Source organism: Aeromicrobium halocynthiae, assembly GCF_039531385.1.
GTDB classification, from domain to species: domain Bacteria; phylum Actinomycetota; class Actinomycetes; order Propionibacteriales; family Nocardioidaceae; genus Aeromicrobium; species Aeromicrobium halocynthiae.
In genome coordinates this window covers 288,162-302,431 of sequence record NZ_BAAAPY010000002.1, presented here as the reverse complement: position 1 = coordinate 302,431, position 14,270 = coordinate 288,162, and the positions used below count along the sequence as shown (strand labels likewise).

The following is a 14,270-nucleotide window of genomic DNA, read 5'->3' as shown; positions in this document are numbered from 1 at the left end:
GGCCGGCCGCACCCCGGTCCAGGTCAAGAAGCAACTGAGCCGCCGCACCCGGCAGACTGCTGCCTGACAACCATCACCGGCAACACCAGAGACGTCGACCTGTCACCCCAACCCGTGCTCCGGAAGCTCTAGAGCTCACGCTCAGCCGGCCAGAACCGCTTCGACCTGCTCCCGCTTCGGCAGCCCCGACGCCCGGCCGACGACGGCTCCGGTGGCGTCGAGGACGACCACGGTGGGGGTGCGGCGGATGTCGAGGCGGCGCACGAGGTCCAGGTTCGACTCGGCGTCCACCTCGACGTGGGCGACGTCGGGGCGGTCGGACGTGACATCGGCCAGGAGGGTGCGGGTGGCGCGGCAGGGGCTGCAGAAGGCGCTGGAGAACTGCACGAGCGTGAGGCGCTCGCCCAGGTCGGCGCCGATGTCGTCGGACTGCAGGACGTCCCGGTCGTCGGCGACCGTCCCAGCATCCTCCCCGGTCGACGGGGCAGGCGGCTGAGCACGGAACCGACCGTTCACGCGGCTGTACAGCACACCGAGCAGAACCGTCGCGAGGACGGCGACGAGGAGCACGAGCGGGCCAGTCACCCGACCAACGATACGACCGTCACGCCAGCCCGGCCGGACGTGTCGCCAGCATCACGCCCAGCGCGACCACCGCCGGGCCACGCCACGCCAGCGGCCGCCGACCTCCCTCAAGGCCCGGCATACCCAGCAGCTGGCCGAACCTGTGCACGAACCGCCCGGAGAGACCGCCAGCCGAGGCCGAAGCGCGTCTCAGAACAGCACACCATGGCGCCACCGGCCCGCCACGTGCGCCGCGACCTTGCCCGACAGCTCACGGACGAACCGCGCATGGTCCTCGACACCGAGGGATGCGGCCACCTGCTCGAAGGCACCAGGGGCTCGGGCCGCGAGGTCGCGATAGCGCTCGACACCCTCGCCAGGCGGGAGCCCGAGGCTTCGCGCGCACGACGCGATGTCGTCCTCACCGATCGCCGGCAGGTCGTAGGTCGAGCCGATCCTCAGTGCGCTGCGGGGCCCCTCCGTCCGCAGCCCGGACGACGCGATGCGCTCGGAAAGGTACGGAAGCACCGAGGCGACGTCGTACAGCGGCGCCAACCGAGAGGCCGACCCCGCCCGCAGGACCGAGAAGTTCTTCGCGTGGGCGTCGCTCGCTCCGATGATGACGTTGAAGCACAGGTAGTCGAAGAACGTGCGACGCGCCGCCTGCTGCTGCGCCAACGGCTGGAACTGCGCGAAGACCGTCAGGAACTGCGCCAGGCCGGGCCCACCGTCGCTCTGGTACTTCATGGCAGGAGAGACGCCCAACGCCTGGCAGAGATCCTCTTGGTGAAGGCGCCTCCAGGCGCCGTCGATGACGACCCGGTCATAGCGCTGCGAGACGACGGCGCGTTCCTCGCCCTTCTCGAGCAAGGTGGTGGTGGCCGCCGGAAGTCCCAGCTCTCGGGCGGCTCGTTGGCAGGCGTACTCGTTGATGTCGTGCAGGTCGTACCCGCCGATGGCGGCCTTGAGGATGTGGGTGGTGGGCGTGGAGTCCAGGGGGATGCCCCACCGGTGGCCGTCATGGTGAAGGGCGGCCTTGTTCTGTGCGCCGGCCAGGCTCCACCGGCCGTTCTGCAGCTCCCTGCCCCAGTCCCCCCGACCGCGGCTCAGACCGGCGAGGAGTGACTCGAGATCGTCGTCGGCCAGCCATTCGACGTCGCCCGTTCGTGCGATGGCGTCATCAGCCTCCTGCCCCTCGGGAACCACCTGGACCGCGCCCGCGGCGTCGCGACCCACGTGCCGCAGAAGCGCCAGCGGGTTGCGGGCAGAGACTTGAAACCTGCGGCCCCACTCCTCTCGCACAGCGACGTTGTCCGGGAGGAGTCCGTCGAACCAGTTCCTCACGTGGCCCGGCTTGTGACGAGTGGCCCGGAGTCCGATGACGGAGGACAGGGGCGTGGGGTCGTCGGACTCCACGTAGCCGTCGTCGTAGTCGAAACGGACCCGGCCGTTCCCGTCCTGCCGCAGGTGTCCGGCGAGAACGCCGTCGAGGTAGACACGCAGATGCTCAGCGATCGTCGGCCACCCCCCTCAACGAGTCGATCACCGAGTCCAGCAGGTCGTCCGACGACCCGGCCGCATCCGGCCGACCCACCGCCGACGTCGAGGCCAAGGCGACGTCCAGCGCGGCCAGCACGGCGAGCGCGTTGGCGAGCTCGACCCGCGGGTGGCCGCGCTCGATACGGATCAAGGAGTCCCGGCTGATGCCCGCTGCCGCGGCGACGGCTGCCTGGGTCGCTCCTTGCTCGAGGCGGGTGTTGCGGATGAGGACACCGAGATCGGCAGGGGTGCGAATGTCCATGCTGCTCTCCTCGTGTCGCCGTTCGCCGACATCACCGAAAGTAGCAGTTCTTCGACTTCACGGGAAGTCGGAGAACGTCGACAGTGCGGTCACAGACCCGGCAGGCCCAGCAGCTGGCCGAACACGTGCACCACCGGCGCCGGGAGCGCCACCGCCAGCGCCCCCGGGAACCCCCACCCCTGCGAGGAGTGGATGCGTCCGGCCGACCACGCCCGTCCGAGCACCTGGCCCAGGACGGCGAAGATCGAGACCGCGGCTCCGAGGAGCAGGCCGAAGACCGGCGTGGCCGACCCCCCGAGCGCGAACGCCGCCACACCACCGGCCACCGACGCCGCCACCAGCGCACCCGCCGATGCCACCACACGGCTCACCGGGAGGCCCCAGACGACGAGCGCCGCCCCCACACCGGCCGCACCGATGATCACGACGTCCGCACCCGCCACCGCCCGCGACGCCGCCACCCACGACGCCGCCAGCGCCGCGAACACCCCCAACGTCACGGCATGACCCGTCGAGGAGACCAGCTTGGGCCGACCGTCACTGCGCAGCATCTGCGCCACCAGCGCCGCGATCACCGCCACCGCCACCGCCGGCACCAGACCCGCGATCACCCCGTTGCTGACGATGCCCTCGCGACCCGCGCGCATCCCCTCCGAGCCCACCAGCAACGAGGGGAACGTCGCCAGCGTCGTCGCCACGACGCCCGCGAGGAGCGCCGGCACGAACCGCGGGCCGCCGTGCGCGCGACCACGAGCGTCCGGCGGGCTCGGAGCCGCCGCGATCATGCCCTGCACCACCAGCACCGCCAACGCCACCACCACCGCCTCGCCCGTGAGCGCCGTCAGCACCAGCAGCGCCAGAAGCGCTACCGAGAACACCGACGCCGTGCCGCGAGACATGAGTCGAAGCATGACAGGCGCGCGCCGCCGCCCGCTCATCCGCCGGCGAACGGCGGCAGCAGCTCGACGACGTCGCCCGCGCCCAGGACCACCTCGTCGTGGGGCCGGGCCCCCACCGGCACCTCCCCCACCAGCACCGAACAGATGTCCACCACGTCGGCGAAGCGACGGTCCCCCGGACGACGCCGCTCCACCTCCGCCAGCACGTCGGCCAACGTGCGCGAACCGCCGTCCGGCACCTCCACCTCGTCGGCCTCGACACCCGCTGCGGCCCGCGCCGCAGCCCAGTACCGGACCGTCACGCGGTTCGCCTTCTGGACACCATCTGCCTGGTTGGACGCCACATGGCGTATTCTGTCCCATGCGCAACGAGGCCACGGTGAGACTCACCTGGCCTCTTTCTGTAGGACCTGGAGGAAACCTGTGTCCCACCTGTTGCTGCTCAGCAAGAGCAACCAGTCCTCGGTCGAGGTGCTGCCCGCCCTCGCCCTGCTGCCCCACACGGTCAAGATCCTGCCCGCCGAGGCCAGCGCGCTCATCGACGCACCGCAGGCCGACGCCGTGCTCGTCGACGGCCGCCACGACCTCGCCCAGGTGCGCAGCCTGACCCGCGTCGTGCGCACCACCGGCATCGACTGCCCCCTCATCCTCGTGCTCACCGAGGGCGGGCTCGCCGTCGCCGCCTCCGACTGGGGCATGGACGACGTCATCCTCACCACCGCCGGACCCGCCGAGCTCGAGGCCCGGCTGCGGCTCACCGCCGGCCGCCTCGCCGCCGGAGCCGCCGGCGTCGAGGACACCCAGGTCATCGCCTCCAGCGGACTCGTCATCGACGAGGCCACCTACACCGCGCGCCTCGAGGACCGCACGCTCGACCTCACCTTCAAGGAGTTCGAGCTCGTCAAGTTCCTCGCCCAGCACCCCGGCCGCGTCTTCACCCGCCAACAGCTGCTGCAGGAGGTGTGGGGCTACGACTACTTCGGCGGCACCCGCACCGTCGACGTCCACGTCCGCCGCCTGCGCGCCAAGCTCGGCTCCGACCACGAGACCCTCATCGGCACCGTCCGCAACGTCGGCTACCGCTTCGTCGCCGTCAAGGACGAGCCCGACGCCGAGGACACCGACGCCACCCCCGCCGAGGTCGTGCCCGGGCCCGGCGCCCGCGCCTGAGCACCCCGCCACCCGCGGCCACGCCCGACCCCGCAGGAGACCCGTGACCGACCGGCTGACCGCCCACGCCCTCATCGACCTCGTCCTCGACGCCGACTCCTACGTCTCCTGGGACGAGCCGATCGACGTCTCGACGCACCCCGAGGACTACCGGGCGGCGCTCGCCAAGGCCGCCGAGCGGGCCGGCACCGACGAGTCGGTCATCACCGGACGCGGCACCGTCAAGGGCCGTCCGGTCGCCTTCGTGCTCGGGGAGTTCGGGTTCCTCGCCGGCTCCATCGGCGCGGCGGCGGCCCAGCGCATCGTCGCCGCCGTGCGTCGAGCCACCGCCGAGCGGCTGCCGATCCTCGCCTCCACCGCCTCCGGCGGCACCCGCATGCAGGAGGGCACCCCCGCCTTCGTGCACATGGTCGACATCTCCCGCGCCCTGATGGACCACCGCGAGGCCGCCCTTCCGTACCTCGTGCACCTGCGCCACCCCACCACCGGCGGCGTGTTCGCCTCCTGGGGCTCGCTCGGACACATCACCGTCGCCGAGCCGGGCGCCCTCGTCGGGTTCCTCGGCCCCAAGGTCTACGAGCTCCTGAACGGTCGCCCCTTCCCCGCGGGCGTGCAGACCAGCGAGAACCTCGAGCACCACGGCATCATCGACGCCGTCGTCCTGCACGAGGAGCTGCCGACGATCGTCGACCGCGCCCTCGGCCTGCTGCTCGACCCCGTCAGCGAGTCCACCCGCGAGCGCCGGACCGACCCGGTCCACCGGCGCGTCGACACCTGGACCGCCATCGAGCGCACCCGTGCCGCCGGGCGGGCCGGGGTCCGCGACGTCCTTCGCCTCGGCAGCGACGCCACGGTCCGACTCCAGGGCACCGACGAGGGCGAGCGCGACACCGCCATGATCGTCGCGTTCGCGCGCATCGACGGCGTCCCGTGCGTCGTCGTCGGCCAGGACCGCTCCAAGCAGACCCCCGACAACCCGATGGGACCGGCCGCGCTGCGTGAGGCACGCCGCGGCATGCGCCTGGCCGCCGAGCTGGGGCTGCCGCTCGTCTCCGTCATCGACACCCCCGGCGCCGAGCTGTCGCCGGCCGCGGAGGAGGGCTCCGTGGCCGGCGAGATCGCCCGGTGCATCGCCGGCATGTCGACGCTGCGCGTGCCGTCGATCTCGGTGCTGCTGGGCCAGGGGTGCGGCGGTGGCGCCCTCGCCCTGCTCCCGGCCGACGTCGTCATCGCCACCGAGCACGCCTGGCTCTCGCCCCTACCGCCGGAGGGCGCCAGCGCCATCGTCCACGGCGACGTCGACCACGCCCCGCAGATGGCCGAGCAGCAGCGGGTCTCCGCCATCGACCTCCACGAGGCCGGCACCGTGCACCACCTCATCGCCGAGCCCGACGACGACACCCCCTCCGACCTCGCGACGGCCGTCGCCGCCGAGATCGGTCACCAGCTGCGACGGCTCCTCGCCGACACCTGACCGGGGGGACCGCCGGGCCCGGTCGCTGATCGGTGCCTGCGCAACCTTCTGGCTCGCCCGCTGGCTGATCGGTGCCGCAGCAACCTTCTGCGGCAGCATTCGGTTGGGGTGGCACCGATGCGCGCGGCACAGGACGGATTCCCAAGAGACCCTGGGAATCCGTCCCACGTCGGTGCCTGGAGAACCCCAAGCCGAGCGAAACGGTTGCGGAGGCACCGATCGGGCTCCCGGCAGGCTCGCCACCGCGGGGCATAGTGGTCGCCATGGACGACCTGCTCGCACTCGGTGCCGCTGCCCACGACGTCGACGGGGTGCACCCGTTCAACGAGGCCACCCAGATCGCCCTCAACGCCGGCGACCGGCCGAGACTGCGCGAGACGCGCGAGCACGACGGACGGCTGGTCGGTGCCGCGCTGCGCTTCGGCGACGCACCGCTCGAGCTCGTCGTCCACCCCGAGCACCGTCGGCGCGGCCACGGCACCGAGCTCTGGCGACGCGCCCGCGCCGCAGGGGTCACGCGCGCGTGGTCCCACGGCGACCTTCCCGGTGCGCAAGCGTTCGCCGAGAAGGGCCGCGCGCATCCGGTGCGCACCCTGCTGGTCCTGCGCCGGCGCCTCGACGACGCTCCCGAGCCGGAGCGAGCCGTCCCCGGCATCACGCTCCGGACCTTCGAGGAGGCCGACGCGGAGGCGATCATCGCGGTGAACGCGCGCGCCTTCGCCGAGCACCCGGAGCAGGGCGCCATGGACCACGCCGACTTCGACCGGCGGCGCGCCGAGGCGTGGTTCGACCCGGCCGGGCTTTTCGTGGCCGTCCGGGACGGCCAGGTCGTCGGCTTCCACTGGACCAAGATCGAGGACGGCATCGGCGAGGTCTACGTCGTCGGCGTCGACCCCGACGCCCACGGCAGCGGCCTCGGCACCGCCCTCACCGCCCGCGGCGTCCGCCACCTGTGGGAGCAGGGCATCGGCACCGTCGACCTCTACGTCGAGGGCGACAACGCCCCCGCCCTTGCCGTCTACCGTCGCCTGGGCTTCGAGCAGCACGCCCGCGACGTCCTCTACGCCACCGACGCCTGACTCCCGTCCTGCGGTTTACCACGGTCCCAAGGAGAACTGGTTCTTCCCGCGGCAGATCTGCCGCGGGAAGAACGTGCTTGCCGTGGGACCGTGGTAAACCGCAGCCCGTCAGGAGCCCGGCCGCGCCGCGACGAGCAGGTCGATCCTGCCGCTCTGCACGATCGCGTCGCGGGTGTCCATCAGCTCGAAGCGGCGACGCAGCACACCGGAGTCGCCGGCGGACGTGCGGCGCACGTCGAGGATGGTGACGCGGCACCGCACCGTGTCACCGACGCGCACCGGCGCGTGGAATCGCCACTCGTCGATGCCGAGCAGCGCGATCGAGCACGCCTCGAAGACGCCCAGCCGCGACGCGAGACCCATCGCGACGCTGAGGCCGAGGACGCCGTGCGCGATCGGACCCCCGAACCGCCCGTCGGCCGTGGCGACGGCGTCGGTGTGGACGGGATTGGTGTCCCAGCTCCACCCGGCGAAGGTGACGAGGTCGGTCTCGGTGATCGTCCGTCCCTGGCTGAGGAAGACCTGGCCCTCCTCGAAGTCCTCCAGGAACCAGTCCTGCGTCGACGTCACCGGCCCGCGAGCCTGAGCTCGGTGCGGGCGATCGCTCGCCGGTGCACCTCGTCGGGGCCGTCGAAGATGCGCATGGCGCGGTGCCACCCGTACATCGCCGCCAGGGGGACGTCGTCGCTGACGCCCGCGCCCCCGTGCACCTGGATGGCGCGGTCGATGACCTCCAGCGCGACCCGCGGCACCGCGACCTTGGCCTCGGCGACCAGCGAGGCAGCGGCCTTGTTCCCGTGCAGGTCGATCGTGCGGGCCGCGTGCCGGCACAGGAGCCGGGCCTGGTCGATCGCGATGCGCGACTCCGCGACCTGCTCGTGCACGACGCCCTGGTCGGCGAGCGGCCGTCCGAACGCGACCCGCTCGGACGCACGCGCCACCATCAGCCCGAGTGCCCGCTCGGCGGCGCCGAGCGCTCGCATGCAGTGGTGGATGCGCCCCGGTCCGAGGCGCGCCTGCGCCAGGGCGAAGCCCTCGCCCTCACCTCCGAGCAGGTGGTCGACCGGCACCCGGACGTCGTCGTACCTGATCTCGCAGTGGCCGTGCTGGTCGTGCCGCCCGAAGACCGGCACGTCGCGCACGATGGTCACCCCCGGGGTGTCGGTCGGCACCAGGACCATCGACTGCTGACGGTGCCGCTCGGCGTCGGGATCGGTCTTGCCCATGACGATCAGCAGTGCGCAGCGCGGATCCGCAGCACCGCTGGTCCACCACTTGCGGCCGTTGATCACGTACTCGTCGCCGTCGCGCACGATGCTGGTCTCGATGTTCGTGGCGTCGGAGCTCGCGACATCGGGCTCCGTCATCGAGAAGCCCGACCGGATCCTCCCCTCCCGCAGGGGTTCGAGCCAACGCTCCTGCTGGGCGGGCGTGCCGAAGAGGTGCAGCAGCTCCATGTTGCCGGTGTCGGGCGCCTGACCGTTCGTCGCCTCCGGCGCCAGGTGCAGGCTCCATCCGGTGACTTCGGCGAGCCCTGCGTAGTCGAGCTGGCTGATGCCCGACCAGTCAGGCAGGAAGAGGTTCCACAGGCCACGTCGTCGTGCCTCGACCTTGAGCTCCTCCACCACCGGCGGGAGGGTGCTGTCGAACGGACCGGCCGCGACGCGGTACTCCTCGTAGTCCTGCTCCGCGGGGAGGACGCGCTCGAGCATGAACGCGACGAGCTCGGCGTGCAGCTCCTTCGCGCGGTCGGAGCCTGAGAGGTCGAGGCTCGCGGGGTCGGGCTCGGCCCGCAGGGCGTGGAAGGGGTCGGACATGGTGCCTCCTGGTCGGGACGGGGTGGGTCGTCGCGGTCTCAGCGTCGCGACGCGGCGCTCGCCGTGGTCACGGTCCGCCGGGCCCGGTCGAGCAGCGGCGCGATCATGGCGCCGACGTCGTCGAAGCCCTCGCCGACGGTGTGACCGTCGAGGTGCCGGGCGTGGATCCCCTCGAGGATCACGGCGATCTTCAGGTCCGCGAAGGCCGTGAACCAACCGATGTCGAGGTCGTCCACGCCGACCGCGGCGGCGTAGCGCTCGGCGAGGTGGGTGCGCTCGGGGAAGCCGTCGTGGGTGGTCGACCCGGCGGTGATGGGGTGCTCCGGCTGTCCCGGGCCCTCCCAGAACGAGCACAGGATCCCCACGTCGGTGCGGGTGTCACCGAGGGTCGACATCTCCCAGTCGAGCAGCCCCACGATCCGGGTCGGGTCGTCGAGCGCGACCATCACGTTGTCGAGCTTGAAGTCGCCGTGCACGATGCCGGGGCGGCTGCCGGTGGGGACCGTCTCGCCGAGGTGGCGCAGCACCTCGTCGACGACCGGCCGGTCCTCGGTCGCCGAGGCCTCCCACTGGCGTCTCCAGCGGCTGAGCTGACGGTCCAGGTAGCCGTCCGGTCGACCGAAGTCCTCCAGACCGACGTCGGCCGGCCGCACCGCGTGCAGGGCCACGAGGAGGTCGACGAGGGCGTCGGACAGCCGCGCTCGCTGGCCGCGGGTCAGGTCGGCGGTGTCGGCGGCCGATCTCAGCGTCCGTCCCTCGAGACGTTCCATCACGTAGAACGGCGCACCGATGACGTCCTCCGCGCCGACCGGCCCGACGACACGCGGCACCGCCACTCCCGCGGCGTCGGCGAGGGCGCTCAGGACCCGGTGCTCGCGGTGCATGTCATGGGCGGTGGGGAGCACACGCCCGAAGGGCGGGCGACGCAGGATCCACCGGTGGGTCCCGTCGTCGAGCGCGAAGGTCGGGTTGGAGCGACCTCCGGCGACGAGGCTCGCCGAGAGCGGCCCGGCCACTCCCCCTGCCGCGTGCTCGTCGAGCCAGCGTCGCAGGGCGTCGAGGTCCACCGCGGACTCCGGCATGAGCAACGTCCTTTCCAAACGATCGTTCGGCTATCAGGATGACGGACGGTCGTCCGCGCGTCAACCGACGACGCTGCCTGGATGACGGATAGAGCCTGTCATGACAGGTCCAGATGCACGCACACCGGCAGCCCAGGGCTGCATCCCACACCCCGATGACGACTATTGGTCGAACGATCGATCGGGACGTCAGCGCGCTCCGACCGCGCCGAGGGCCAGCGCGGCGTACCGGTCCGAGAGCTCCTCGGGGCTCAGCTCGCCCCCCGCTCGGTACCAGCTCGCGACCGAGCTGCCCATCGTGAGGATCGCTCGCGCCGCCTCCGCCGGATAGGGGGTGGCGAACGCCCCCACCGACACCCCGTGCTCGATGACGTCGCGGAACATCCGCTCCTGCTCGTCACGCAACGCGATGACGATCGAACGCCCCGCGTCGTCGAGGCTCCGGATCTCCGACGCGCCGATCAACGCCTCGGCCCGTCGGTGGGTGTGGAAGCGGATCCAGGCACGCACGATCTCGGCCAGACGCTCCTCGGGCGCGGCCGGCGCCGCCATCAGAGCCGTGCGCGTCGCGGAGAACGCGTCGCTCAGGACTCGCTTCATGATGTCCTGGAGGATGAGCTGCTTCGACGGGAAGTGGTGGTAGATCGACGCGACGGTGATGCCCGCATCCCGGGCGATGTCGCGCATCGACGTGCCGTGGTAGCCCAATCGTTGGAAGTTGTCGACGGCCGCGGCGACGACGACGTCCCGACCACCTCGGGCCTGCTTGGCCACGCGAGCCTGCGTCACGACGACGGCCCTCCGTGCGTCGGCACCGTACCGAGGTCACGAAGGCGCCGTCGCAGGATCTTCCCGCTGGTCGTCTTCGGCAGCTCGGACAGGATCACCACGGACCGAGGGTACTTGTAGGCGGCCATCCGTTCCTTGCAGAACGCGATGAGCTCGGCCTCCTCGACCCTCGCTCCGTCGACCAGCGACACGAAGGCCCGCACCGTCTCGCCGCGGTACTCGTCGGCGACCCCGACCACGGACGCCTCCCTGACGGCCGGGTGCTGGTAGAGGACGTCCTCGACGTCGCGCGGGAAGATCTTGTATCCGCCGGCGTTGATCATGTCCTTCAGCCGGTCGACGACGAAGAGCCAGCCGTCCTCGGTCTCCTTGCCCACGTCGCCGGTGTGGAACCAGCCGTCGCGCACGGCGTGCGCCGACTCCTGCGGGAGTCGCCAGTACCCGGGCACCACCATCGGGCCCCGGACGACGATCTCGCCCGCACTGCCCGGCGCGAGGTCCTCCCCGGTCTCCGGATCGACGATCCGCACCTCGGCGCCGGGGACGGGCACCCCGACGGCCAGCGCTCCGCTCTCGGGATCGACCGGTGCGTCCACGTCGAGCGGGCCGAGATGGCACGGTGACGTCGTCTCGGTCAGCCCGTAGGCCCCCCGCAGGTCCCAACCGGTGGCGGCACGGACACGATCGACCAGGGCGCGGCCGACCGGTGCACCGCCGGAGGGGGTCTTGGTGAGGCTGCTGACGTCCAGGCGCCCGACGGCGTCGTGGTTGCTGAGCGCGATGAACGCCGTGCTGGCCGCGATCATGAACGTCGCCCGGTGGTGAGCGATCGCCTCGAGCGTGACCTCCGTGTCGAAGCGGTGCAGCAGGACCAGCGGCGCTCCGCTCACCACGTGCACCCCGAGGCACGCCACGATGCCGGTGATGTGGAAGACGGGGGCCAACCCCATGATCACGTCGTCACCGGGTCGCAGGTCCCACCACCGGGTGTACACCAGTGAGCTGTGCAGCAAGGCGCCGTGCAGGTTCATCGCGCCCTTCGAACGTCCGGTGGTCCCTGACGTGTACGTCAACACGCCGATGTCGGAGGGCGACGACGGCGCCCGCTCGGGACGCCGTCCCTCGTGCTCGGCCAGCAGCCGACGCCAGCTCACCGCACCGTCGACCTCCCGCGGCTCCCCCACCACGTCGACGAGCGCACGCGGCACCTCGGCGTCGGGCGTCAGGTCGAGCGGGTGGGTCGTGACGACCGTTCCCACCTCGACGTCCTCGGCCACCGCGGCGACGACGTCGTGCAAGGACTCCAGGCACACCACCACCGACGGCTCCGCGTCCTGCAGGTGGTGACGCAGCTCCGCCTCGCGCAACATCGGGTTCACCGCGACCGGGATCGCCCCGAGGCGCCAGGCCCCGAGCATGACGACGAGCCACTGCGGGTCGTTCTGCAGGTAGACGGCGACCCGGTCGCCAGGACCGACACCGAACGACTGCAGCGCGGACGCGAGCGCCGCCGCAGCGCGGTCGACCTGCCCGAAGGTGAGCGTCGCGCCGAGGTAGTGCACCGCGGGGTCGTCGGGCCGGCTCGAGGCATGCACCTCCCAGGCGTCGAGCATCGAGTCGTGCTCGCTGCGCAGGTCGACGCCGACCGTGGCGGGGTACCGCTGCGTCCACGGACGCCCGGCCGTCGTCATGGGCGGGCCTCCTCCTGCGCCTCGGCGAAGGTCAGGGAGACCTCCGAGCCGAGCACGTTGCGACCGAGCACGAACAGCGTCTCGATGAGCACCATGGCGAAGGCGACCGGCACCAGGAAGAACAGCGGCCACAGAGTGTAGAGCGAACCCCCGGCAGGGAACGCGACGCCACGATCCATCCCGGACATCGCGTAGACCCAGGTGTAGTGCACCAGGACCACCAGCAGGACCACCTCGAGCACCACGAGCACGTGCGTGATCGCGTGTCGCAGCGCGTCCGGCAGCCGGTCGCGCAGCAGGTCCATGCGAGGCAGGACCCCGGCGGCGTAGACGTACGCCAACGCCGGGAACACCGCCAGCGGCATGAAGTAGTTCTGCGCCACCTCGAAACTGCCTGCGATCGAGCCGCCGAGATAGTTCCGGCTGACGACGTCGGCCACGATGAAGAGCATCATCGCGAAGATCGCGATGCCACTAACCAGGGCTCCGGCCAGCTTCACACCGCCCCAGAGCCGGTAGGCGGAGGTCAGACGGTCCATGGTCGCTCCTGAGGTCGGGTAAGGGTCGTCGGCGGTGCCGTGCTCATGTGCCTGCTCCCGGGAGCCAGGTGGCCAGGCCGGGGAACAGGACCAGCAGTCCGCACACGACGATCGCCGCGGCCGCGGCGAAGACCAGCGCCGGTCGGAAGATGGCGCCCGCCGAGATGCCGGTGGCACCGGACACTGCATACACGCTCAGCCCGACGGGCGGGGTGATCAGTCCGACGCTCGCGATGACCGCGATGAACACCCCGAACCACAGCACGTCGACGCCCATGACCTCGATGATCGGCAGGACGACCGGCACCGACATGAGGATGACCGCGGCGCCCTCGATGAACATGAAGAGCACGAAGAACACGAGCGCGAGGATCGCCAGCATCAGGGCCGGCGTCTCGACGATCGGCTCCAACGCATCGATCAGCCGACGCGGGATGAGCGACAGCGAGACGAACCGACCGAACACCTGGGCGCCGATCAGGATCAGCATGACCATCACCGTCACCTTCACGGTTTCGACGAGCGACGTCGACAGGAAGCGACTGGAGACCTTGCCGAGCACGAGGGCCGCGAGGAACGCCGTGAAGGCACCGACCGCGCCGGCCTCGGTCGGCGTCACCGTGCCGGAGTAGATGCCGCCGAAGACCACGAGGACGATGAGCCCGCTGACGGTCAGCGAGACCACGAGGCGGCGTCGAGGGATCCGCGGCAGCGTGTCCTCGGCGGGGCGCAGCGCGGCGGGGTCGATCCCGCTCCGCGCCAGGTAGACGGCCATGACGACCACGAAGACCGCCGTGACGAGCAGGCCCGGGATGATCGCCGCGGCGAAGAGGTCGCCCACCGGCGTCTCGGTGGCCACGCCGTAGAGGATGAGGATGATGCTGGGCGGGATGATGCCCGAGAGCGAGCCGGCAGCGGCCGCGACCGCGCCGGCCAAGCGCGGCGAGTAGCCGTTCGTCCTCAGCTCGGGCACGGCCACCTGCCCGAGGGAGGCCGCCGTCGCCGTGCCGGAGCCGGAGACCGCCCCCAGCATCGAGCCGGCCAGCAGGGTCAACGAGCCGAGCAGACCGCGGCTGCCACGGGAGATCTTGTTGACCACGTAGAAGAGGTCCTTGACGATGTCGGCCTGCAGGATGAACTGGGCCATGAGGACGAACAGGGGGATCGTCGTCAGGGTGTACGACGCCGTCCGCGCGAACGGCTGCGGACCGAGCAACCCGGTGAGGATCGCCGCGCCGTCGAGCAGGACGAGACCTCCGACGCCCGCGAGCAGCAGCACGGAGTGGATGTAGTGGCCCGCGAGCAGCAGCAGCGCGAAGCCGGCCACCACGACGGTGATGACGAGCACCTCGGACATGGAGGACC

At 71.5% G+C, this 14,270-nt stretch carries 15 protein-coding genes; 3 read left to right on the top strand and 12 right to left on the bottom strand.

Annotation, left to right across the window (positions count from 1 at the left end):
• Window positions 1-141 precede the first annotated feature (141 nt).
• The 5 genes from ABD213_RS05535 to ABD213_RS05515 all read right to left on the bottom strand — a co-directional run bounded on the left by ABD213_RS05535 (window position 142) and on the right by ABD213_RS05515 (window position 3,566).
• Window positions 142-585 (bottom strand): thioredoxin family protein, encoded by a 444-nt coding sequence (locus tag ABD213_RS05535; protein WP_344325563.1) that lies wholly within the window; start codon window positions 583-585, stop codon window positions 142-144.
• Between the two features lie 189 nt (window positions 586-774).
• On the bottom strand, window positions 775-2,067 hold the full coding sequence (locus ABD213_RS05530; RefSeq protein ID WP_344325584.1) for a type II toxin-antitoxin system HipA family toxin: 1,293 nt from the start codon (window positions 2,065-2,067) through the stop codon (window positions 775-777).
• 4 nt (window positions 2,068-2,071) lie between these two features.
• The gene (locus ABD213_RS05525; protein WP_344325560.1) at window positions 2,072-2,365 is read right to left on the bottom strand and encodes a helix-turn-helix domain-containing protein; all 294 of its coding nucleotides are present in this window, start codon (window positions 2,363-2,365) and stop codon (window positions 2,072-2,074) included.
• An 89-nt stretch (window positions 2,366-2,454) separates the two neighbouring features.
• Window positions 2,455-3,264 carry a hypothetical protein gene (locus tag ABD213_RS05520; RefSeq protein WP_344325557.1) on the bottom strand — a complete coding sequence of 270 codons (810 nt, stop codon included), beginning with the start codon at window positions 3,262-3,264 and terminating at the stop codon, window positions 2,455-2,457.
• Between the two features lie 35 nt (window positions 3,265-3,299).
• The gene (locus ABD213_RS05515) at window positions 3,300-3,566 is read right to left on the bottom strand and encodes a MoaD/ThiS family protein (protein ID WP_344325554.1); all 267 of its coding nucleotides are present in this window, start codon (window positions 3,564-3,566) and stop codon (window positions 3,300-3,302) included.
• A 121-nt stretch (window positions 3,567-3,687) separates the two neighbouring features.
• Between ABD213_RS05515 and ABD213_RS05510 the strand changes: the two genes are divergently transcribed.
• From ABD213_RS05510 to mshD, 3 genes are all read left to right on the top strand, one after another.
• Window positions 3,688-4,434 carry a winged helix-turn-helix domain-containing protein gene (locus ABD213_RS05510; protein WP_344325551.1) on the top strand — a complete coding sequence of 249 codons (747 nt, stop codon included), beginning with the start codon at window positions 3,688-3,690 and terminating at the stop codon, window positions 4,432-4,434.
• 43 nt (window positions 4,435-4,477) lie between these two features.
• Entirely contained in the window at window positions 4,478-5,908 is a 1,431-nt protein-coding gene (locus ABD213_RS05505; protein WP_344325548.1) for a carboxyl transferase domain-containing protein, read from the top strand.
• Between the two features lie 263 nt (window positions 5,909-6,171).
• Window positions 6,172-6,987 (top strand): mycothiol synthase, encoded by an 816-nt coding sequence (gene mshD / locus ABD213_RS05500; RefSeq protein WP_344325544.1) that lies wholly within the window; start codon window positions 6,172-6,174, stop codon window positions 6,985-6,987.
• A 108-nt stretch (window positions 6,988-7,095) separates the two neighbouring features.
• Here mshD and ABD213_RS05495 read toward each other — a convergent pair whose 3' ends face one another.
• From ABD213_RS05495 to ABD213_RS05465, 7 genes are all read right to left on the bottom strand, one after another.
• Complete coding sequence (locus tag ABD213_RS05495; RefSeq protein ID WP_344325541.1) at window positions 7,096-7,557, bottom strand: MaoC/PaaZ C-terminal domain-containing protein; 462 nt, start codon at window positions 7,555-7,557, stop codon at window positions 7,096-7,098.
• Entirely contained in the window at window positions 7,554-8,804 is a 1,251-nt protein-coding gene (locus ABD213_RS05490) for an acyl-CoA dehydrogenase family protein (protein WP_344325538.1), read from the bottom strand. The genes ABD213_RS05495 and ABD213_RS05490 overlap by 4 nt, the downstream gene beginning before the upstream one ends.
• Window positions 8,805-8,842: 38 nt before the next feature.
• Window positions 8,843-9,886 carry a phosphotransferase family protein gene (locus ABD213_RS05485; protein WP_344325535.1) on the bottom strand — a complete coding sequence of 348 codons (1,044 nt, stop codon included), beginning with the start codon at window positions 9,884-9,886 and terminating at the stop codon, window positions 8,843-8,845.
• 189 nt (window positions 9,887-10,075) lie between these two features.
• On the bottom strand, window positions 10,076-10,675 hold the full coding sequence (locus ABD213_RS05480; RefSeq protein WP_344325532.1) for a TetR-type transcription factor C-terminal domain-containing protein: 600 nt from the start codon (window positions 10,673-10,675) through the stop codon (window positions 10,076-10,078).
• A complete protein-coding gene (locus ABD213_RS05475) occupies window positions 10,672-12,366 on the bottom strand; it encodes an AMP-binding protein (protein ID WP_344325529.1) in 1,695 nt (564 codons plus the stop codon). The genes ABD213_RS05480 and ABD213_RS05475 overlap by 4 nt, the downstream gene beginning before the upstream one ends.
• Complete coding sequence (locus ABD213_RS05470; RefSeq protein ID WP_344325526.1) at window positions 12,363-12,905, bottom strand: TRAP transporter small permease; 543 nt, start codon at window positions 12,903-12,905, stop codon at window positions 12,363-12,365. Before ABD213_RS05470 ends, ABD213_RS05475 begins: the two co-directional genes overlap by 4 nt.
• Window positions 12,906-12,948: 43 nt before the next feature.
• Window positions 12,949-14,262 carry a TRAP transporter large permease gene (locus tag ABD213_RS05465; protein ID WP_344325523.1) on the bottom strand — a complete coding sequence of 438 codons (1,314 nt, stop codon included), beginning with the start codon at window positions 14,260-14,262 and terminating at the stop codon, window positions 12,949-12,951.
• Window positions 14,263-14,270 lie beyond the last annotated feature (8 nt).